This window comes from Chloracidobacterium sp. D (genome assembly GCF_018304685.1).
In the GTDB taxonomy this organism is placed as follows: Bacteria; Acidobacteriota; Blastocatellia; order Chloracidobacteriales; family Chloracidobacteriaceae; genus Chloracidobacterium; species Chloracidobacterium thermophilum.
Genome location: NZ_CP072634.1, coordinates 1,921,216 through 1,941,290, shown reverse-complemented (window position 1 = coordinate 1,941,290; position 20,075 = coordinate 1,921,216). Strand labels below are relative to the sequence as shown.

Genomic DNA, 20,075 nt, shown 5'->3' with positions numbered 1-20,075 from the left:
ATGTATCCTGCCCAGCGAATTGCCGTGATTGGCGCCGGAAGTTGGGGAACGGCGCTGGCTTTGGTCGCGGCCGCGCGTCCGGCCTCCGATGGCACGCCCCGTACCGTCACCCTCTGGGGGCATCGCCCGGAACACATCGCCACCCTCTGTGCCACCCGTGAAAACCAGCCCTACCTGCCGGGCTTTCGGTTGCCGGAAAACATCCTCCCCACAGCCGAGCTGGCGGCAGCTCTCGATGGCGCCCAGATTGTCCTGCTCGTCGTGCCATCGCACGTCACACGCAGCGTCCTGATGGCCATGCGCTCCCACATCACACCCACCATGGTATTTGTCAGTGCCACCAAGGGCATCGAGACGGACACCCTGATGCGCATGTCGGAAGTGGCTTTCGATGTCTGGCATGACCTTTTCGAGCCGCGCTACGTCACCCTTTCCGGCCCCAACTTTGCCTACGAGGTGGCGAAGGGCGATCCGACGGCGACCGTCGTCGCGGCTTTTGCGCCCCGCTGGGGGGAGTATGTCCAGAGCGAACTCAGTACGCCCAACTTCCGCCTGTACTACAACCAGGACATCACCGGCGTCGAGATTGCCGGCGCGTCAAAGAACGTCATTGCCATGGCGGCCGGCGTCATGGTGGGGCTGGGTTTCGGCCACAACACCGTCGTCACGCTCATCACCCGCGGACTGGCGGAAATAACGCGCCTGGCCGTGGCGCTTGGCGCGCGGGTCGAGACGCTGTCCGGCCTGGCCGGAGTCGGCGATCTCTTTCTGACAGCAACCGGCGCGCTTTCCCGCAACCGGTACGTTGGCGTCGAACTCGGCCGGGGACGCCACCTCGATGACATCCTCGCCGGTATGACCAATGTGGCCGAAGGCGTCAAAACCACGAAAGCCATCCATGCCCTGGCGCAGAAGCATCGGGTAGATATGCCCATGACACGCGGCATGTATCAGGTGCTGTACGAAGGCCGCAGCGTCCAGGACGCCATGGCCGAAATCATGGGGCGTCCGCTGCGGCGCGAGTACTGACCAGCCCAAAAAATCATTCCAAAAGCAAAATCCGGTTTGCCAAGGTGCGTCATTTCGGCTAGTGTATTGAACATCACACTTCTGCGCCCCCCAACTTTACTTCCCAAAACAACGCTCATTCCCTTACGGATGCGCCATCAGCCAGGCAGAGTCCTTCGGTGACCGGTTTGGCCACAGGTGTGTCAGGAGTGGATGTTGAGTTTCAGTACATGGAGGTTTTGACGCATGCTGCCAAACAAAATGCGTGCTGCTGTGGTTCACGAGTTTGGAAAGCCCCTGGCTATTGAAGAAATGGATGTGCCCCGTCCAGGGCCCGGACAAGTGCTGATCAAGGTCGTCACCAGCGGGGTCTGTCACACGGACTTACACGCGGCCGATGGCGACTGGCCCATCAAGCCAAAACTTCCCCTGGTGCCTGGTCACGAAGGGGCTGGCTATGTGGCGGCTGTTGGCGATCAGGTGACTTCCGTCAAGGAAGGCGACCGGGTGGGTGTGCCCTGGCTGCACGACGCCTGCGGGCTGTGTGACTACTGCCTGACCGGCTGGGAGACGCTGTGCGAGCACCAGCACAACACAGGGTACTCCGTGGACGGCGGCTTTGCTGAATATGTCCTGGCACCAGCGGCCTATGTCGGACACATCCCGGACAATCTTGATTTCGCTACGGCATCACCGGTGTTGTGCGCCGGGGTGACGACCTACAAGGCCATCAAGGAAACCCAGGCGCGTCCGGGTGAATGGCTGGTCGTCATCGGCGTGGGCGGCCTTGGACACATGGCGGTGCAGTATGCCAAGGCCATGGGGCTGCACGTCGGGGCGGTGGATATTGCCTCCGACAAGCTCGAACTGGCCCGGCAGCTTGGTGCTGAAGTGACGGTCAACGCCAAAGAAGAAGACCCGGTGGCAGCTATCAAGCGTCAGACCGGTGGTGGAGCACATGGTGTTGTCGTTGCTGCTGTCTCAGCCGCCATTTTCCGTCAGGCTGTTGGTATGCTCCGGCGCGGCGGGACATGTTCGATGGTCGGGCTACCACCGGGGGATTTTCCTCTGCCGATTTTTGACGTGGTGCTCAACCGCCTGACCATACGCGGCTCAATTGTCGGAACGCGCAAGGATTTGCAGGAAAGCCTGCAATTCGCCGCCGAGGGGAAGGTCAAGCCAAACATCGAACTCCAGCCGCTGGAGCAGGTCAATAACGTGTTCGAGCGGATGAAGCATGGTCAAATCAACGGGCGGGTGGTGCTCAACGTTGGTCTCAACGGAACGGCCTGACCAATTGCCCTACCGCAGAGCGGCCCGGGTGGATTCCAATGCCGGCGTTTCCGGTAGCCCGGCTTCCTGCAGAATCCACTCGGGCACATCGCGGAACTGAAGTTTGTAGAGCTTTTTGTATATCCCCTCGCGCGCCAGCAGTTCCTTGTGCGTGCCTTCTTCCACGATGCGCCCATGCGCCATGACGACAATGCGCGTGGCCCGCTGGACCGTGGACAGCCGGTGGGCAATGACAAAGGTCGTACGCCCTTCCATCAGGACATCGAGGGCCGCCTGAACGTAGTGTTCCGACTCCGAATCCAGGGAACTCGTCGCCTCATCGAGGATGAGAATCCGTGGGTCCTTGAGCAGCGCCCGCGCAATGGCAATCCGTTGCCGCTGTCCGCCGGAAAGCTTGACCCCGCGCTCACCGACAATGGTCTGATACCCCTGGGGAAACGCCGTGATGAACTCGTGGGCATGCGCAGCGCGGGCGACACGCTCCACGTCCTCCGGCGTCGCATCCAGCTTGCCATAGGTGATGTTGTCATACACCGTCCCGCTGAAGAGCGTCGTTTCCTGGGGGACGACGCCAATGTTGGCGCGCAGGTCGGCAAGTTTCCACTGCCGTACGTCAAGGCCGTCCACACGGATGCTGCCGGAGGTAAGGTCATAAAACCGGGGGATGAGCGCAATCAGGGTGGATTTGCCAGCCCCGCTTGGCCCCACCAGCGCGATGACTTCACCGGGACGGGCCGTGATGCTGATGCCATCCAGAGCTGGTTCCGTCCGTCCGGGGTAAGTGAAACGAGCTTCGCTGATTTCAACCAGTCCCCGGACTTCCGGCACGGAACGGGCATCGGGGGCGTCGCTAATCACAGGTTTGGTGTCAAAGAGTTCGACGACGCGCCGCGACGCGCCAATGGTCTGATTGAACTCGCCGTAGTATTCGGCGAGCGTTCCCAGCGCCCCACCAACCCAGGCGGCGTAAAACAAAAACTGGATGAGTTGCTCGGCGGTGAGCTTGCCTTCCAGAACCTGATTGCCGCTGTACCAGAGCAGCCCGACAAAACCGCCGAACAGCACAAACACAATTGCCGCATTGAACAGTCCACGGGCCAGGGCGCGACCCAGGGCCTCGTGGAGCGAGCGGGTGATATGTGATTCGTAGCGGTTGACTTCATAAGGCTCACGGGTGAAGGACTGCACCGTGCGGATACCGGCAATGGTTTCTTCGAGAATGGCCGTGGCCTCGGCCAGGGCATCCTGGACGCGCGTGCTGCGCCGCCGGATGCTGCGCCCAAAGAAGGCGAAACTCACCACGAGCACCGGAATAAGCGCAAGCAGCAGGCTGGCCAGACGCCAGTCAATCCAGAACAGAAATGCCGTTCCCCCGGTGAACACGATGACCTGCCGCAGGGCTTCCGCCAGGCTCAGCGTGACGCTGTTCTGAATGGCCGTGACATCCGAAGCAATCCGGGAGGTGAGTTCGCCGGTGCGCCGGTTGGCGAAAAACGTGATGTCCAGCGAAAGCAGATGCCGGTAGAGGTCCCGGCGCACGTCGGCGACCAGCTTTTCCCCCACGTAGTTGAGCAGATAGGTGCGGCCAAAACTCAGGACGGACTGCACCACCAGAATGCCTGTCAGCAGGGCCAACACCGGATCGAGCGGCGAGAGGCGGTAGCCGGGAAACAACGCCGTCAGCCAGCCTGAAACAAGATTCAGCAGCGGTGCGAGCGCCGAGGGTTTGTCGGGTGAAAAGATCGAACCAAACAGCGTGCCGACAAACAGCGGGTAGATGAGCGCCAGGCTGCCTGCCCCAAGAAGACAGAAGAACGCCAGGGCAAAGTAGGGCAGATAGGGCGCGCCATACTTCGCCATGAGCCGGGCGGTGTCTCTGGCCGCCGCCTTTTTGTCGAATTTTTCCTTTTGTGGGGCCGAAACGAGTGGTGCGGTCGAAGCCGCGCGTGCCGTGGACATGACAAATGTTCGGATACCGACGGTGACTCAGGATTCGGGGGGAAGCAAGGACGGTGACGACGGCGGTGAAGCTGGCGGAAGCGATAACGGCACGGCAGCCGCGTCAGCACCGGCGGCCGTTGCTGCCTGCCGCCGCCGGACCAGCCAGGCCCCGACGGCAAAGGCAGCGCAGCCCAGGGCAATGGCCTGCGAAGTGGAAAACGGCCCGATAGCGCCACGCGGATCGTCACGCCAGATTTCAATCACGAACCGGATGACAGCATAGCCAAACAGGTACGCCAGGATGATCTGCCCGCGAAACCGCCGTCGGTGGAAAAGCCAGCCCAGCGCCAGGCAGAGGCCGAGTGTTGCCACGCTCTCGTAGAGTTGGGTTGGATGGAGGGGGATACCGTAGGGCACGCCGGTCAGTTCATGCCCGCGTTCAGAGAAGCGCACCCCACACCAGGCGGTGGTAGGCCGTCCCCAGCAGCACCCGGCGGCAAAACATCCCAGGCGGCCGAAGAACTGCCCCAGGGCAATGCCGGGCGCACAGGCGTCCGCCACCCGCCACCAGTCAAGTCCGCGCCACCGGACAAGCAACAGACTGGCCGCAATTGCCGCCAGCAGTCCGCCGTAGAAGACCCCGCCGGAGCGCAGCACATCGAGCGAGAAGATGGCCCGCCAGTCCCTGTGAAAGCTCTCCCATTCGACCACGACGAGCAGCACCCGCGACCCGACCAGCGAGGCGATGAGCGCATACAGCACGATGTCCAGCACCTCACCACGGGGCAGACCATCGGCAACGGCAAACCGTCCGGCCAGCCACATGCCGCTGAGAAAGCCAATGGCGAGCAACACGCCGTAGGTGTTGATGATGAAGCCTGTGCCGGGAATCTCGAACAGTTCGGGAAACATGCCCTGCTCCTTACGGTGGACGATTATCCCGGAAAAGGCGGGAGAACGCCAACCATCGGAAGCGCCACGGGCCGGCGTTCCGTCCGGGCTTTTACTGCTGACGCAGTAGTTGCACATTTATGCTTATTTATCTACAATTTGCATCTGTCACGCCGGATGGTCAGTATCCACAAAGCGGCCGAGTTGCTGGGTGTTTCAGCTCAGACCCTGCGACGCTGGGAACGCGAAGGGCGGCTTTTGCCCGACGAACGCACGCCGGGTGGGCGCCGGCGGTATGACCCGGCTGTGTCCCGCGTCGTTCCGCGGCCGGGAAACGGCGCGGCGCACCATCGCTGACGCCCGTGTTTCCAGTCATGACCAGAAAGACGGTCTGGAGCGGCAAAAGCAGGTTCCTGAACTGTACTGCACCCAACCGGGCTGGACGTTCGGGATCATTGCCGACCTTGGCTCCGGCATGAACGACCACAAGAAAGGACTGAGGCGTTGGCTGGAGTCCATCCTGGCCGGAGAAGCCGGGCGGCTGGTCATCACGCACCAGGACCGGCGGCTTTGTTTTGGCACCGGACTGGTGTTTGCCATTGGCGAGGCCAAAAACGTTGAAGTGGTGATGCTCAACCAGGGTGAGGACACGACGTTTGAGGAAGACCTGGCGAAGGACGTTCTGGAGATCAGCACCGTCTTCAGCACCCGGCTTTATGGCAGCCGGTCACACCGGAACCGGAAACTTATTGACGGCGTGAAGCAGGCCGTCGCCGAGGCACAGATATGTTGACGGCTCATCGGATTGCGCTTGATCCGAACAACCGGCAGTCCACCTGGCTGGCCCGTGCGGCCGGCACGGCGCGCTTTGCCTGGAACTGGGCGCTGGACGAGTGGCAACGGCAGTATGCGGCATGGAAGGCTGACAACCGCCGGCCCAGGCCGTCTGAGGCGGCCCTGCGCCGCCAACTCAACGCCATCAAGCGCGAACAGTTCCCCTGGATGCTGGAGGTCACCAAGTGCGCCCCGCAGATGGCGATTATGCAGTTGGGGCGGGCGTTCGGGAATTTCTTTGCCGGTCGCGCCCGGTATCCGAAGTTTCGCAGGAAGGGCGTGGATGATCGTTTCACGCTCAGCAATGACCAGGTGAAAGTCAGCGGCTCACACATTCGCATTCCGAAGTTGGGCTGGGTGCGGATGCGCGAGCCATTGCGCTTTTCCGGCAAGATCATGTCAGCCACGGTCTCCCGCACCGCCGACCGCTGGTTTGTCAGCATCACCGTTGACACCGACGATCCGCCCAGACGCCCCGCCGAGAACCAAGGCGTGGTGGGGGTGGATGTGGGTGTGGCGGCGCTGGCGACGCTCTCGACGGGAGAGACCATTCCCGGCCCCAAACCACACACCGCTCTGCTCAAACGCCTGCGCCGGCTGTCGCGAAGCCTGTCCAGAAAGCAGAAGGGGTCACGCAACCGCGCCAGGGCCCGCCGGAAGCTGGCACGGCTGCACGCGCGGACAGCCAACATCCGGCAGGATGCCCTGCACAAGCTCACCAGCGAGCTTACGCGCCGGTTTCATACCATTGTCATTGAGGACCTGAATGTGCGTGGCATGCTGGCCAACCGGCGACTGGCCCGCTCCATTGCCGACATGGGGTGGGGTGAGTTCCGGCGGCAACTGGAGTACAAGGCGGCAAGGCGTGGCGGGCTGGTGGTGGCCGCCGACCGCTTCTTTGCCAGCAGCCGGACGTGTTCGGCTTGCGGACACCAACTGGAGGTGTTGCCGCTGTCAGTGCGCCGGTGGAGATGCCGGGCCTGTGGCATCCTGCACGACCGGGATGTGAATGCGGCGCGGAATTTGTTGGCGTATGGTCTGGCCGTCCTGAACGGCTCTACGGCGAGTTCCGCCGGATGTCAAGCCTGTGGAGAGGAAGGCTCTGGCGGCGGCCGCAAGGCGGTCGTGAAACCGGCCTCAACGAAGCAGGAAGTCAGCTTTGTTCCTGCTTGAGCAGGAATGAGTAAGTCTGACAGAACGGCTTGTCGTTTCCGGCCGGTTTCGCCAAGCTACGGAAACGAGTGCCGGATGCGGCCGGTTGACCGGGCCGGTTCAGACGGCTCACGGATGCCCATGCCCGTTGTGTTTCCATCCTTTGCCAAGATCAACCTGTCGCTGGAAGTCATCGGCCGGCGGCCCGACGGCTATCACGAACTGCGAACGGTCTTTCAGACGATTGACCTCTGCGATTGGCTGGAAATTGACATCACGGACGAGCCGGCCATCTCGCTGACCTGCGATGAACCGACACTGGCCTGCGACGAGCGGAATCTGGTCGTGCGGGCGGCCCGGGGGCTTCAGGCGGCGACGGGGGTGAGGCAGGGAGCGCGCCTGCACCTGCGGAAGCGCATCCCCATGCAGGCTGGATTGGGCGGCGGAAGCAGCAATGCGGCTGTGACGCTTCTGGCGCTGCAACGCCTGTGGGGCGTTGCCCTTCCGGTGGCGGCGTGCCAGCGTGCGGCCGCCGCGTTGGGCGCGGACGTGCCCTTTTTTCTGACCGGCGGCACCGCACTCGGCCTGGGCCGCGGGGATGACATTACCCCCCTGCCGGAGGTTCACCTGCCGGTTATTGTGGTCGTCAATCCGGGACTGGCGATTCCGACCGGCCTGGTGTTTCAGCGGCTGAACGCAGGGTTGACAGACGCAGAGACCGTCCGTAAACTGGCGGCTTGCTTACCAAGCCGGGTGGATTGGTTGGCAACTGGAAATGACCTCGAAGCGACCGTTTTTGACGCTTTCCCTCTGGTACGGGAAGTGCGCGACCGGTTGTTCGCCCTTGGTGCTCAGGTGGCCCGCATGTCAGGCAGCGGCAGCACGGTGTTCGGTCTCTTCGGGGATGCACAGGCCGGGGAGGCGGCGCGGCAGGCTTGTCTGAACGCCGGATGGCAGGCGTGGCTGGTATCCTCGGTGAGCCGTGAAGTTTATGCGGAGCGCCTGAAGGGCACGATGACCGGACTGGCGTGGTGAACTGATGTCGAGTTTGTTGGCAGATCGTCCAATGGTAGGACAAGCGCCTTTGGAGCGCTGAATCAAGGTTCGAGTCCTTGTCTGCCAGCCACTTTTGTGATGCATCACCGGCGACGCCTTGCCTGGAAAACCGCAGGGCGTCGCATTTGTTCGTCCGTGGGGGGATGAGGTCAGCAACACCATGAGCGGGATGCGCGTGTTCTGTGGCAACGCCAATCGTCCCCTGGCGGAGGAAATCTGTCGCTACCTTGGCATTCAGCTCGGCGACGCCAACACCACCCGTTTCAGCGACGGCGAGTTCAACTACCAGATCAACGAAAACGTCCGGGGGGCCGATGTCTTCATCGTTCAACCGACCTGCCCGCCAGTGGACAGCCACGTCGTTGAACTGCTCATCATGCTGGATGCCTTCCGGCGATCCTCGGCAGAACGCATCACGGCGGTCATCCCCTACTTTGGCTATGCCCGCAAGGACCGGAAAGACCGCCCACGGGTGCCGATTTCAGCCAAAGTCATGGCCAACATCATCACCACTGCCGGGGCGACGCGGGTGTTGACCATGGACCTGCACGCCGGGCAGATTCAGGGCTTTTTCGACATTCCGGTGGATCACCTCTACGCTGCGCCGGTGCTGCTGGATTACTTTGCCAAGAAAAAGCTGGAAAACCTCGTTGTTGTGGCGCCGGATGCCGGCGGCGTCGAGCGCGCCCGGGCCTACGCCAAGCGGCTGGACGCCGACCTGGCCCTGGCCGACAAGCGGCGCGACAAAGAGCGGGCCAACACCGTCGAGGTGATGAACATCGTGGGCCAGGTCGAAGGCCGGCCCGCCCTCATTGTGGATGACATGGTGGATACGGCCGGGTCACTGACGCAGGTTGCTCAGGCCATTGCCGAAAAGGGGGCAACAGCCGTCTATGCCTGCTGTACCCATGCCGTGCTTTCCGGCCCGGCATTGGAGCGGATTGCCGACTCTCCGATTGAAGAACTTGTGGTGACGAACACCATTCCGCATCCGAACCTGGCCTTGTCCAGGATTCGGGTGTTGAGTGTGGCAGGATTGCTGGCGGAAGCCATCCGTTCGATCCACACCGCCACGTCGGTCAGTCGGCTTTTTGTGTAGGTTGTTTTCGTTCTGTTGGTGATTGGGTTTCGTCGGCGGAGCAAGACAGGATTCAGAGCAGAGAAGAAAGGTAAGTCGTCATGATTGCTGACACCGTGATTGAAGTGAAGGCGCGGCAGAAGCTTGGTTCCAACGAAGCGCGGCGCTGTCGCCGGGCCGGGGCCATTCCGGTCAATGTCTATGGGCGCAAACGTCCGTCATTCCATGGTCTGGTGGACCGCAAAGCGTTTGCAGCGTTCGTGCGCAAGGGGGTAAGTCGGGCTACGGTGTTCAACATCAGCCTGCCGGAAGAAGGTCTCGTGCCGGTCATCATCCGGGAAGTGCAAACGCACCCGGTACGCGGTTCCATCGAGCACCTGGACTTTTTGCGCGTGGCCATGGATGAGCCGGTCAAAACGGCTGTTCCGCTGCGTTTGCAGGGCGAGCCGCTGGGGGTCAAGCAGGGAGCGGTGTTGCAGCGTGGGGTGCGTACGCTTACCGTCAAATGTCTGACGGCACAACTGCCCAAGGAGATCGTCGTGGACATCGCCGACCTGAAGATCGGCGGGCGCATCTATGCGCAGGATGTGAAACTGCCCGAAGGTGTCCAGTTGCTCTCGCCACCAACCCAGCTCATTGTTTCGCTGGTTGGCACGCGCGCTTCTGCTGAAGCCGTGGCTGCGGCCGCAGGTGAAGCGCCGAAGAAGGGCAAGAAGTAGTCCCGCTGTGAAGTGTGTCGTGGGACTTGGCAATCCCGGCGCAACCTATGCCCTGACGCGCCACAACATCGGCTTTCTGGTAGTGGATGCACTGGCGGAACGTGCCGGCCGGCCCATCAAGCTGGCGGAGTGCGAAGCCCTGACCGGTCGCATCACCTTGGGAACCGAAGTTGTCCTGCTCGCCAAGCCGCAGACCTTCATGAATGCTTCGGGACAGGCGGTGGCGTTGCTGTGCGCCAAGTATGACTGTAACCCACAGCACGACCTGCTGGCCGTTGTGGACGACGTGGCCCTGCCTTTTGGCCGCCTGCGCTTGCGCGCCAAAGGAAGCGCCGGTGGTCACAACGGTTTGAAGTCCTTGAATGCAAAGCTCAAGACCGAGCACTATGCCCGCCTTCGGGTGGGCATCGGCCCGGCGCACCCCGTCGGGAACCTGGCGGATTTCGTCCTCAGCCGTTTTTCGGCGGCGGAACAGTCAGAGTTGCCAGCCTTGACGGCGCGTGCTGCCGATGCCGTCGAAGCTTGGGTGTGCCATGGCATCAAGCTGGCGATGGCGCGGTTCAATGCCTGATCTCCAGGGGACAACCCCTGCCTGGCGTTCCAGTAACGCCACTATTCCCTTGCTTCCCTCAATCGGGAGTGGAGGCGTCAGTCGTGAGACTGAGTCCGAAAGGAGCATAACGAGTGAATACCAAGTGTGATCGTCTGTATGAAGTAATGTTTGTCGTTGATCCTGACCTGCCTGAAGAGGAAATGGACAGCATGGTGGCATCCCTTTCCACGCAAATCAGCAGCCAGGGCGGGGTCGTCAACAAGGTTGAAAAGATCGGCCGGCAGCGGCTGGCTTACGTGATCCGCAAGGGAAGTCGCAAGTTTCAGGAAGGCTTTTATATTCTGCTCCACGTCGGCGGGACGGGGCGGGAAATTGCCGAAATCGAGCGTCGGTTGCGGGTACTCGATCCGGTCATCCGTTTTCTGACCGTGCGCGTGGATGAAGACCTCAAACGCGCTCAGAAAATCAAGGCGCGCCGGGAACGGCGGATGGCAATACGGGCCGCGCGTCAGGCGGCGAACAACACAGGCGCTGAGCCAGAGGAAGAGGAATAGTCCTTCAGACGAAAGGTAAGGTGAAGACCATGGCGATGATGGAACTGCTGTTGAAGGAAAATGTCGAACACCTGGGCATCCGGGGCGACATCGTGAAGGTCCGCGCCGGCTATGGGCGCAACTATCTGATTCCCAAAGGGCTGGCGCTCATGGCGACCCGTGCCAACATCAAGCTCATCGAGCGCGAGCGGCAGCGTCTGATCAAGCTGGCCGAAGCTGAACTCGCCGCCGCCCGCTCGCTGAGCGAGAAGCTCGCCGCCCTGACGCTGACGTTCCCGCGCAAGGCCGGCGAGAAAGGAACGCTCTACGGTTCGGTGACTTCGATGGACATTGCCGAGGCACTGGCGGCCCAGCAGCTCGAAGTCGAGCGGCGGCAAATTGTTCTCAAGGAACCCATCAAGGCGCTTGGGGAATATGAAGTGCCGGTCAAGCTGCACCGCGATGTGACCGTGGCGCTCAAGGTCGTCGTGGTCTCCGACGCGCCGGCGGCAGCGTCCCCCGCCACACCGGTTGCCAACCCTACGGATACACCTGCTCCGGCCACAACGCCGGCAGCGGAGTAGCCCTGCCCGGCACCGCCAGAAACTCATGAAAGCCACCGTGCACGTGACCCTCAAGCCAGGGGTACTCGATCCCCAGGGGCAAACCATTCAGCGCGCCAGTGAGTCCCTTGGCTTCACCCGCATTCGGGATGTTCGGCAGGGCAAGTTCTTCGAGGTCGAGCTGGCCGACGGCGATGACACCGAAGCGGCCCGCGCCGAACTGGAACGGTTTGCCCGTGAGATGCTGGCCAACCCGGTTATTGAAGACTACCGGATAGAGTTTCCGTAAGCCTGAGCTGTCCGGGGAGCCGGTGAGGGCCTTACAGCAGAAAAGTCCGCCGGACCAGATCAAGCGCCACCTGCGAAGCCAGGTGGCGGATGCGGTCGCGGTCGCCGGGCAGGATGAACTTCCGGTGCGTCACGATGAAGTCGCCGGCGACGCCGACATAGACCAACCCGACCGGCTTTTCATCCGTCCCGCCATCGGGGCCGGCAATGCCCGTAATCCCAACGCCAATCGTCGTTCCGGCGCGCGCCTTGATGCCAGTTGCCATGGCTTCGGCGACTTCGGCGCTGACCGCGCCGTGTTCGGCAATGAGTTCGGCCGGAACACCCAGCAGGCGGGTTTTGGCCTCGTTGGCGTAGGCAATGACGCCTTCCAAAAAATACTTCGAGCTGCCCGGCACATCGGTAAGGCGCTTGGACAGCAGCCCTCCCGTACAGCTTTCAGCCGTGGCAATCGTGTAGCCCTTCAGCGTCAACCGCAGCCCGACAATTTGCTCCAGCGTCTCACCACGGTGTGAGAACACATTGACGCCAAGCACCTCCTCAACTTGCCCGACGACCTCATCGAGCAGCGCCTCGGCTTCGGCATCCGAGGGCGCGCTGGCAGTAAAATGCAGTTCGACTTCGGTGTTGTTGAACAGGATCGTCGTGGTGGGGTTGGTGTAGCGCGTATAAATCGGGGCAATCAGGTCATCCACTTGAGACTCGCCCATGCCGGCCACCCGTAGCGTCCGGGTGCGGAGGCGCGCGCTGCCGGCCAGGGGCGTCAGTTTGGGGCGAACGTACGCCGTAAACATCGGCCGCATTTCGCGTGGCGGTCCGGGCAGCAGGATGAGCAGCCGGTCGCCTTCCGCAATCACGATGCCCGGCGCCGTGCCGTATTCGTTGCGGAGCGCCTCAGCATCGCGCGGCACAAGCGCCTGTCGTTCGTTGTTAGGGGCCATCTTCAGTCCACGGCTTTCAAACTGATGCCGGATGCGGTCGAGAAGCTCCGGCTGAAGCACAAGCGGCCGCTGCGTCACACGCGCCACGACCTTCCGCGTGATGTCATCCTCGGTCGGCCCCAGTCCGCCGGTGGTGATGACGATCGGTGAGTTGCGGAGGGCATCCCGGAGCGTTTCTTCCAGAAACAACTCGTCGTCGCCGACGACCGTCTTGCGGCGGACGGCAATGCCCAGGGCGTTGAGTTCGGCAGTCAACCACAGGGAGTTGGTGTCGCTACGGAAAGGCGTGAGCAGTTCCGAGCCAATGGCAATGATTTCGGCATGAGACATGGCACGTATGAGCGGGAGGGGCGGACGTTTTGCAGCAGTGGATGTTACGCCATGTCAGGGGAGAGGGCGGAACCATTTTCGCCTGCCAAAACCAACTGACCAAGGTCGGCAAGGAAGCGGAGGTGGGTCCTGGAGTTCCCGTCCCTGGTTTTTGCCCACGACAAGACGGCCTGTTCCTGGGCGCGCGTCATTCCGACGTACAGCAGCCGGCGTTCTTCCTCCAACCGGTCGTTGTTGTGGCGGTTCGGGTTGGCTGCCGGTGGCGGACTGCCTGACACCGGGGAGGATTCTTCCAATGCCGGCAGCCAGACGTGGGAAAATTCCAGCCCCTTGGCGGCGTGAATGGTCATCAGCGTGACGGCCTCACAGTCGCGCCAGTGATCAGCCGCCGTCATCAGGCGGGTAAAGTCAAGCAGTGCCTGCATCCCTTCACGGGTCGGAAGGTCATCGTAGCGTTTGACCATGGCGGCCAGCACCTCCGGCGTCTGGTGGTCTGTTTCCGGCGGGTTATTCCCCACCCTTTTTCTCCAGACGGCCAGGGCGGTGGCAGCCGCCGGATTGGCTTCCGACTCAGCTTTCAGGCGTGACACCAGCCAGTCATCCGTCGCGGTCTTCCACAGGCTCGCGCCGGACTGAAAAAGGGTGGAGACTGCTGCATCGGCTTCGGACATCTCCAGCAGCATCGCCAGCGCCAGAATGCCCAGTGTCTCTGCGCCAAGGGTTGCCGCCCGCTGCGCTTGGTAGTCCGCCTGCATGGCCTGAAATACCGCCGCCAGCGTACGGGTGTCGTCGAGCGCGCGATGTGCCGTGCCGGTTTCAATACCGTGCGCCTGCGCCAGGTCTTCCAGACGGCAACGTTTGATGCTTGGGTGATCAGCGTAGAGCTGCCGCGCAAAAAGCAGGGTGTCAAAGCATGGGTGGTCGAATGTCAGTCCAGCCTCCCGGAAGCGGCGCTGGAGCACCTTGAAATCAAAGGCCAGCCCGTTGTGCGCGACGAGCAAATCCTGCCCCAGAAACGTGTTCAGCTCAGCGACGATCTCCTCGAAGGTGGGGGCGTCGGCCACCATCTCCGCGCTGATGTGGTGGGTCTTCTCGGCTTCGGCGGAGATCGGCTCCAGGGTTGGTCGGACAAGCCGGCTGTAGGCTTCCGTTTCCTGTCCCTGCCGGATGCGGACGGCGGCGACTTCCACAATGTCGCAGTGCTGTGCGTCTTTATCCGTCGTTTCCAGGTCCACGACGGTGTAATCCGCAAAGAGCGGTTGCAGCGTCGTGGCCAGATACGTCCGCATCAGCTTCCACAGGGTGACGAAACGGCTTGGCTGGGCGCCCCGTTCGTCCGTGGGCAGCGCGCCGGGATCAACCTGACGGCGGGCATAGGTTGCCTGTCCCGGCAGGGTCGTTGCGACGAGCAGGATGCCGTCAAACTTCCACTGCCGGGTGGCTGTCTGTTCGGCCGCGTGATCAAGCGCCAGCAGGACGGCCTTTTCGGTTGGCATCCGGGGCGGCAGTTTGCGGCAGGCGCAGACGTGGAAGGCAGCCTGCCCGGCCAAGGTATGTGTGACCAGGTATGTGGCAAATTCTTCCACAAGCGGATCGGTGGCGGCTATGACCAGCGTGCCCTTGGTTTCACTCAGCCGCGCCAGCCATCTGGCTGCTGTGGCAAGATCAGGCGAAGGGGAAGCCAGCGGCGGCAGGGCTGCCGGGCTGGCTCTGAGAAACGCACCCAGCGTGGTGATCCAGTGGGACAGGCACGGGGACGTGTCCAGACATGTTTTGCCAAACGCAAGCCAGCCGATGATTTTCCCGGCCGCGCGCCGCACGTCGGATTGGTCGGCTTCAAGCGCCTCCCAGAGGATGTGGCGCAGGGCCTGTTTGCCCGTTGTGGTCTGGCGCTGCTGCTCAAAGTACCGGCGGGTGGCATCGTCACAGGTCAGCCCGATGAGTTCCGCCAGGGCCAAGTCGTCGTCAGGGTTGAGAATGGCGCGCATCAGCAGCAACCACCGCTTCATCGCAGGGGCTTCAAACTGGCTCGTGCGACGTATGACCTGGCAGGGAATCCCTTTCTCCAGCAAGGCCATTTCGATCTGCTGCCCCGTGTTGTGGCGGCGGTAGAGAATGGCCATGTCCGACAGCGGGACGTTCTGTTGCCGGGCAGCGAGAATGGCCTGGGCAATCCCTTCGATTTCCTCTTCCGGGCTGTTGTAGGACAGGATTTGAACGGCTTTCCCGGCGGCGCGGTGGGCCCGTGGGGATTTGTCAAACAGGCGTGGCGCCCGCGCCATAAGGCGGTTGGCAGCTTCCACGATGTGGCCGGCACACCGGTAGTTGGTTTCGAGCCGCAGGACAGCTTCGTCCTGCCCGGCGAGGAACTCCGTAAAAAACTCGTGGATGTTTTCCGGGTGCGCCCCACGCCACGCAAAGATGGACTGGTCATCGTCAGCAACGGCAAAAACGGGAATGATGTTTTCACAGCGCTTGGTATTCAGGTCCTGCCGCAGGGCCAGACGTTTGAGGATGGTGTACTGCATGCGGTCGGTATCCTGAAACTCATCCACGAGGATGAAACGCAGTCCGGCCCGCACTTTGTCCAGAATCTCCGTCTGCTGGAGCAGCCTGTCGGTCAGAACCAGAATGTCGTCGAAGTCAATGAGGGCGTTGTGGCGCAGTCCGGCCAGGTACTGGGCAAAGAAGGGATTTTCTCTGGCCAGTGTGTCCATATCCTTGAGTTTGCCCAGCCGCTCCTGGGAAAAGTGCAGCAGGATGTTGCGGGCGTTTTGCTCTGTGATGTTGGGGCGCAGGCGCTGGAGCAGCCTGATTTGCGCGTTTTCATCGGCAATGCCGAAGTGCCGGGGGAGATCAAGGTGCGCGTGGTGCTGCCGCAGCAGGCGAATGCAGAAGCTGTGGAAGGTGCCAATCGTCAGCCGTCCGGCTTCGTCGGGGAGCAGCCAGCGCAGCCGATAGCGCATTTCCTCGGTCGCCTTGTTGGTGTAGGTCACGGCGAGGATGTTGTCCGGCGGCACACCCAGCGTTTGGATGACATAAGCGACACGGTACGCCAGCGTTCGGGTTTTGCCCGTTCCGGGACCGGCAATGACAAGGTTTGACCCGAGCGGCGCTTCGACCGCCCGCCGTTGCTCGTCACTCAGCGAAAGGCATTCCCTGGCTTCCATGGCTTTCCAGTCCACAAGTGGTTGTGTTGGGTGCTTGGGCAGGTCGGTGCGGCTGCCGGGCCGGCAGGCTGCCCGCCCTGCCAGGGCTGTCCGTGCCAGGCCGTGGTGGGCAGCCTGTCCGCCGGAAAGTCGTTCACTGGCTGCGCTGGCGCAGAGCTGCCTGGGCCGCCGCCAAACGGGCAATCGGAACGCGGTAGGGCGAACAGCTCACGTAGTCAAAACCCAGTTCGTGACAGAACGCCACCGACGACGGCTCACCGCCATGCTCACCACAGATACCGACTTTGAGCGTCGGACGCGCGGCGCGCCCCTTTTGGGTGCCGATGCGGAGCAACTCGCCCACGCCTTCCCGGTCAAGGACCTGGAAGGGATCGTCGGCGAGGATTTTCCGCTCAACGTACATCGGCAGGAACGTTCCGGCATCATCCCGTGAGAAACCAAACGTTGTTTGGGTCAGGTCGTTGGTGCCGAAGCTGAAAAACTCCGCGACGGTGGCAATTTTGTCGGCCGTCAGAGCCGCCCGTGGCAGTTCAATCATCGTGCCGACCAGATAGGTGAAGGTGACGCCGGTCGCCTGCTGAACTTCGTCGGCCACGCGGCGGATGATGCTTTCCTGGGCGCGCAGTTCGTTGACATCGCCGACCAGCGGCACCATGACTTCGGGCAGAACCGTGATGCCACGCCGGGTGACTTCGACGGCGGCTTCAAAAATGGCCCGCGCCTGCATTTCGGTAATCTCCGGGTAGGCAATCCCCAGCCGGCAGCCGCGATGACCGAGCATCGGGTTGTGTTCACGGAGCGCCATCACCCGGGCCCGCACATCCGCCACCGGCAGGCTGAGTTTCCCGGCCAGCGCTTCGATTTCTTCATCCGTGTGCGGCAGAAACTCGTGCAGCGGCGGGTCGAGCAGGCGAATGGTGACGGGAAGGCCGTCCATGGCTTCAAAAATGCCCACGAAATCCGCCCGCTGCATGGGAAGCAGGGCTTCGAGTGCGCCCTTGAACAGCCGGGCCGGGGCTTCCAGTTCCACTTCGAGCGCCGCACGCTCGGCTTCCAGCGCAGCGACTTTCTCGGCGTCGCCTTTGAGGCGTTCGAGGTCGGCGTTGACTTTGCCCAAGGCAGCGGTCAGCCGTTGGTAGGCCCCGGAAGCCATGATCATCTGCCGGACGGTATCAATGCGGTCGCCTTCAAAGAACATGTGTTCGGTACGGCATAGTCCGATCCCTTCGGCTCCGAAATGCCGCGCCACCTGTGCGTCATGAGGTGTGTCGGCGTTTGTGCGTACGCGCATCTGACGCGCGTCATCCACCCAGCGCATGAAGGTTTCGAAGTCGGCTCCGGTTTCCGGTTCGACCAGTGGCAGGTCGCCGAGCAGAATCCGTCCCGTCGTGCCGTCCAACGTGATGAAGTCGCCTTCCCTGAGGGTCCGCCCGCCGAGGTGCATGCCTTCGGCATCGAGTCGGAGGTCGCTGCATCCGGCAATGCACGGCTTGCCCATGCCGCGCGCCACAACGGCCGCATGCGAGGTCAAACCGCCGCGCGCCGTGAGGATGCCCTGGGCGGCGACCATGCCGTGGAAGTCTTCGGGGGAGGTTTCCGTACGGACGAGGATCACCCGTTCGCCACCCTGCGCCCGTTTTTCAGCCACGTCCGGGTCAAACACAACCGCGCCGGCTGCTGCGCCAGGGCTGGCCGGCAGCCCTTTGCCAAGGACGGTTGTCTCCGCTTTCGGGTCCACCATGGGGTGGAGCAACTGGTCGAGGTGGTATGGCTCGACACGCAAAATCGCCTCTTCGCGTGAAATGATCCCTTCCTTGACCAGATCAACGGCAATCCTGACGGCTGCCGCGCCGGTGCGTTTGGCGTTGCGCGTCTGGAGCATCCACAGCTTTCCGCGCTCGATGGTGAATTCCAGGTCCTGCACATCGCGGTAGTGCCGTTCAAGGCGGGCGGCCACTTCGCGGAACTGCTCATAGACGGCGGGCATCCGTTCACGGAGGGCATCGAGTTTTTCCGGCGTACGGATACCGGCAACGACGTCTTCACCCTGGGCATTGGGGAGGTATTCGCCAAACAGGACGGGTTCGCCCGTGGCCGGGTTGCGCGTAAAGGCCACACCGGTGCCGGAATCTTCGCCCATGTTGCCAAAGACCATGGCGACGACATTGACGGCCGTGCCGAGGTCGTCCGGGATTTTGTTCAGCCGGCGATAGTCCACGGCACGCTTGCCGTACCACGAGTTGAAAACGGCGCAGATGGCCAGGCGGAGCTGTTCGTAGGGGTCAGCCGGAAACGGCTGGCCGGTTTCCCGCTCGACGATGGCTTCAAACTGCGTCACGAGGTTTTGCAGGTCGGCAGCGGTCAGTTCGGTGTCGAGGCGGACACCACGCCCGGCTTTCATAGCCTCCAGCGCGTGGTCAAAGCGTTCACCGGGGACGCCCAGGACGATCCGGCCGAACATCTGGATGAACCGCCGGTGAGCGTCGCGGGCGAAGCGTTCGTTGCCGGTCTGGGCAATGAGACCCTGGACGGTCGTGTGATTGAGACCCAGGTTGAGAACGGTATCCATCATCCCCGGCATGGAAAACTTGGCGCCGGAGCGCACCGACACCAGCAGCGGATTGGAGGCATCGCCAAACCGTTTTCCGACGGCAGCTTCGACTTCGCGCAGAGCGGACAGGACTTCTTCCCAGACATCGGCCGGAAGCTGGTTGCCGGCGGCATAGTAGCGTTGGCAGACGGCTGTCGTGATGGTGAAGCCCGGTGGCACGGGCAACCCCGCCAGGGTCATTTCGGCGAGTCCGGCGCCTTTGCCCCCCAGCAGGTCTTTCATGGTGCCGTTGCCATCGGCCTGACCGGCGATGAAGCGATAGACGTTTTTGTGCGGTGCAGCGTGGGGTGTCATCAGAAAACCTCGTCAGGGATGCAAGTTCGTGAGAATGCCTCGGTGGGCGCGCGTGGTGAAAGAGGCGAGCTGCGCCCTGTCATCAAAACTTGTACTTGGCAAGCCCGCAACTGTCGAGCAGCCCCTGGACGTACTTGGCCTGGCCGTCGAAGTAATCCCGGCTGCGGGCATATTCGCCGCCTTTGAGCAGTGGGTTGAGAGCCGTGCCTTCCAGCAGCGCCTGGCGGTCCAGTCCATCGGCGATACACCACAGGGCGAGCTGAACTGGGGTGAGGTCAAGTTTTTGCGGCGGCAGCCCGGAACCCGGCGGCGGTGGCGGCGGTTCGGGAGGGCGATTGGCAGCAAAACATGTCACGAACGTGTAGGCGTCGCCTTCGAGCAGGTTGCCGAGATCATAGACTGTTTCGCGCGTCATGGAGAGTTTGCGGCGGGAAAGGGAAAACACCTCGATCTCGCGCTGGGCGACCTGCCCCACGTCAAGCGCAATTTCCTCCCGACTGGTCACAACCAGGTCTGTCGTCTCTGGACTCCGGCTGCGCAGCAACTGTCCTGGCTCAAGCGTCACGAGGATGGGCTTGTTGCCTGTGTTGCGCAGTGAGATTTCGACGATGCGCCCGAAAAACGGATGTTCGGGCTGCCGTGCCATACCGAGCCGTTCAAGGCGCACTTCGCCACGCGCGATACGCTCCGCCAGCGCCGTCCGGAGGTGGCCTTCGTGGGGGTGGCGGGGGGTGGGCTGACAGGCTGCGCCCAGCAGTCCCAGCAGCACGAGCAGGGACGTACCCCACACGCTGCCCACACTTCTGTGCCGATACCATTT

The 20,075-nt window shown here is 62.4% G+C and carries 18 protein-coding genes and 1 tRNA gene; 13 read left to right on the top strand and 6 right to left on the bottom strand.

The genetic code is table 11. The annotated features are described in order from the left end of the window. Nucleotides 1-1,029, top strand: coding sequence for an NAD(P)H-dependent glycerol-3-phosphate dehydrogenase (locus tag J8C01_RS08150; protein WP_211431588.1), 1,029 nt, complete (start codon nucleotides 1-3; stop codon nucleotides 1,027-1,029). Nucleotides 1,030-1,254: 225 nt separating this feature from the next. Continuing rightward, nucleotides 1,255-2,301: an alcohol dehydrogenase AdhP gene (gene adhP, locus J8C01_RS08145; RefSeq protein ID WP_014100137.1), complete on the top strand. Its 1,047-nt coding sequence runs from the start codon at nucleotides 1,255-1,257 to the stop codon at nucleotides 2,299-2,301. Nucleotides 2,302-2,310: 9 nt separating this feature from the next. Here the strand turns inward: adhP and J8C01_RS08140 are convergent, their stop codons facing one another. After that, nucleotides 2,311-4,260: an ABC transporter ATP-binding protein gene (locus tag J8C01_RS08140; RefSeq protein WP_211431587.1), complete on the bottom strand. Its 1,950-nt coding sequence runs from the start codon at nucleotides 4,258-4,260 to the stop codon at nucleotides 2,311-2,313. Between the two features lie 27 nt (nucleotides 4,261-4,287). After that, nucleotides 4,288-5,154 carry a prolipoprotein diacylglyceryl transferase gene (locus J8C01_RS08135; protein ID WP_211431586.1) on the bottom strand — a complete coding sequence of 289 codons (867 nt, stop codon included), beginning with the start codon at nucleotides 5,152-5,154 and terminating at the stop codon, nucleotides 4,288-4,290. Nucleotides 5,155-5,310: 156 nt separating this feature from the next. On the opposite strand from J8C01_RS08135, the gene J8C01_RS15360 reads away from it, so the two are divergent. From J8C01_RS15360 to purS, 11 genes are all read left to right on the top strand, one after another. Continuing rightward, a complete protein-coding gene (locus tag J8C01_RS15360; protein WP_041569161.1) occupies nucleotides 5,311-5,490 on the top strand; it encodes a MerR family transcriptional regulator in 180 nt (59 codons plus the stop codon). Further along, complete coding sequence (locus tag J8C01_RS08130; protein ID WP_014100134.1) at nucleotides 5,429-5,926, top strand: IS607 family transposase; 498 nt, start codon at nucleotides 5,429-5,431, stop codon at nucleotides 5,924-5,926. Before J8C01_RS15360 ends, J8C01_RS08130 begins: the two co-directional genes overlap by 62 nt. Next, a complete protein-coding gene (locus J8C01_RS08125; RefSeq protein WP_211431585.1) occupies nucleotides 5,920-7,140 on the top strand; it encodes an RNA-guided endonuclease InsQ/TnpB family protein in 1,221 nt (406 codons plus the stop codon). The genes J8C01_RS08130 and J8C01_RS08125 overlap by 7 nt, the downstream gene beginning before the upstream one ends. Before the next feature lie 114 nt (nucleotides 7,141-7,254). After that, a complete protein-coding gene (ispE, locus tag J8C01_RS08120) occupies nucleotides 7,255-8,154 on the top strand; it encodes a 4-(cytidine 5'-diphospho)-2-C-methyl-D-erythritol kinase (protein ID WP_211431584.1) in 900 nt (299 codons plus the stop codon). A gap of 17 nt (nucleotides 8,155-8,171) precedes the next feature. Continuing rightward, nucleotides 8,172-8,245 (top strand) — tRNA-Gln (locus J8C01_RS08115). Between the two features lie 99 nt (nucleotides 8,246-8,344). After that, entirely contained in the window at nucleotides 8,345-9,274 is a 930-nt protein-coding gene (locus J8C01_RS08110; protein WP_305879282.1) for a ribose-phosphate diphosphokinase, read from the top strand. Nucleotides 9,275-9,354: 80 nt separating this feature from the next. Continuing rightward, nucleotides 9,355-9,972, top strand: coding sequence for a 50S ribosomal protein L25 (locus tag J8C01_RS08105; protein ID WP_014100129.1), 618 nt, complete (start codon nucleotides 9,355-9,357; stop codon nucleotides 9,970-9,972). Nucleotides 9,973-9,979: 7 nt separating this feature from the next. Next, nucleotides 9,980-10,543, top strand: coding sequence for an aminoacyl-tRNA hydrolase (pth, locus tag J8C01_RS08100; protein ID WP_211431582.1), 564 nt, complete (start codon nucleotides 9,980-9,982; stop codon nucleotides 10,541-10,543). A 113-nt stretch (nucleotides 10,544-10,656) separates the two neighbouring features. Continuing rightward, nucleotides 10,657-11,079: a 30S ribosomal protein S6 gene (gene rpsF / locus J8C01_RS08095; protein ID WP_148263987.1), complete on the top strand. Its 423-nt coding sequence runs from the start codon at nucleotides 10,657-10,659 to the stop codon at nucleotides 11,077-11,079. 29 nt (nucleotides 11,080-11,108) lie between these two features. Continuing rightward, the gene (gene rplI, locus J8C01_RS08090; protein ID WP_228374044.1) at nucleotides 11,109-11,642 is read left to right on the top strand and encodes a 50S ribosomal protein L9; all 534 of its coding nucleotides are present in this window, start codon (nucleotides 11,109-11,111) and stop codon (nucleotides 11,640-11,642) included. Between the two features lie 25 nt (nucleotides 11,643-11,667). Further along, on the top strand, nucleotides 11,668-11,910 hold the full coding sequence (purS, locus tag J8C01_RS08085; RefSeq protein WP_014100125.1) for a phosphoribosylformylglycinamidine synthase subunit PurS: 243 nt from the start codon (nucleotides 11,668-11,670) through the stop codon (nucleotides 11,908-11,910). Between the two features lie 31 nt (nucleotides 11,911-11,941). Here purS and J8C01_RS08080 read toward each other — a convergent pair whose 3' ends face one another. The 4 genes from J8C01_RS08080 to J8C01_RS08065 form a co-directional block, all read right to left on the bottom strand. Next, complete coding sequence (locus J8C01_RS08080) at nucleotides 11,942-13,180, bottom strand: competence/damage-inducible protein A (RefSeq protein WP_211431581.1); 1,239 nt, start codon at nucleotides 13,178-13,180, stop codon at nucleotides 11,942-11,944. 44 nt (nucleotides 13,181-13,224) lie between these two features. Beyond that, nucleotides 13,225-16,350 carry a UvrD-helicase domain-containing protein gene (locus tag J8C01_RS08075; protein WP_211431580.1) on the bottom strand — a complete coding sequence of 1,042 codons (3,126 nt, stop codon included), beginning with the start codon at nucleotides 16,348-16,350 and terminating at the stop codon, nucleotides 13,225-13,227. A gap of 133 nt (nucleotides 16,351-16,483) precedes the next feature. Then, on the bottom strand, nucleotides 16,484-19,255 hold the full coding sequence (ppdK, locus tag J8C01_RS08070) for a pyruvate, phosphate dikinase (RefSeq protein WP_211431579.1): 2,772 nt from the start codon (nucleotides 19,253-19,255) through the stop codon (nucleotides 16,484-16,486). Between the two features lie 82 nt (nucleotides 19,256-19,337). Then, nucleotides 19,338-20,045 carry a hypothetical protein gene (locus J8C01_RS08065; protein WP_211431578.1) on the bottom strand — a complete coding sequence of 236 codons (708 nt, stop codon included), beginning with the start codon at nucleotides 20,043-20,045 and terminating at the stop codon, nucleotides 19,338-19,340. Between the last annotated feature and the right edge of the window lie 30 nt (nucleotides 20,046-20,075).

Bases quoted from the DNA above. Each gene is read 5' to 3' on its own strand.
- J8C01_RS08075 (WP_211431580.1), bottom strand. From the start codon at position 16,350: ATGGAAGCCAGGGAATGCCTTTCGCTGAGTGACGAGCAACGGCGGGCG.
- J8C01_RS08130 (WP_014100134.1), top strand. From the start codon at position 5,429: ATGACCCGGCTGTGTCCCGCGTCGTTCCGCGGCCGGGAAACGGCGCGG.
- ispE (WP_211431584.1), top strand. From the start codon at position 7,255: ATGCCCATGCCCGTTGTGTTTCCATCCTTTGCCAAGATCAACCTGTCG.
- J8C01_RS08080 (WP_211431581.1), bottom strand. From the start codon at position 13,180: ATGTCTCATGCCGAAATCATTGCCATTGGCTCGGAACTGCTCACGCCT.
- adhP (WP_014100137.1), top strand. From the start codon at position 1,255: ATGCTGCCAAACAAAATGCGTGCTGCTGTGGTTCACGAGTTTGGAAAG.
- rplI (WP_228374044.1), top strand. From the start codon at position 11,109: ATGGCGATGATGGAACTGCTGTTGAAGGAAAATGTCGAACACCTGGGC.
- J8C01_RS08135 (WP_211431586.1), bottom strand. From the start codon at position 5,154: ATGTTTCCCGAACTGTTCGAGATTCCCGGCACAGGCTTCATCATCAAC.
- J8C01_RS08125 (WP_211431585.1), top strand. From the start codon at position 5,920: ATGTTGACGGCTCATCGGATTGCGCTTGATCCGAACAACCGGCAGTCC.
- J8C01_RS08150 (WP_211431588.1), top strand. From the start codon at position 1: ATGTATCCTGCCCAGCGAATTGCCGTGATTGGCGCCGGAAGTTGGGGA.
- J8C01_RS08105 (WP_014100129.1), top strand. From the start codon at position 9,355: ATGATTGCTGACACCGTGATTGAAGTGAAGGCGCGGCAGAAGCTTGGT.
- J8C01_RS08140 (WP_211431587.1), bottom strand. From the start codon at position 4,260: ATGTCCACGGCACGCGCGGCTTCGACCGCACCACTCGTTTCGGCCCCA.
- J8C01_RS08110 (WP_305879282.1), top strand. From the start codon at position 8,345: ATGCGCGTGTTCTGTGGCAACGCCAATCGTCCCCTGGCGGAGGAAATC.
- ppdK (WP_211431579.1), bottom strand. From the start codon at position 19,255: ATGACACCCCACGCTGCACCGCACAAAAACGTCTATCGCTTCATCGCC.
- J8C01_RS15360 (WP_041569161.1), top strand. From the start codon at position 5,311: ATGGTCAGTATCCACAAAGCGGCCGAGTTGCTGGGTGTTTCAGCTCAG.
- purS (WP_014100125.1), top strand. From the start codon at position 11,668: ATGAAAGCCACCGTGCACGTGACCCTCAAGCCAGGGGTACTCGATCCC.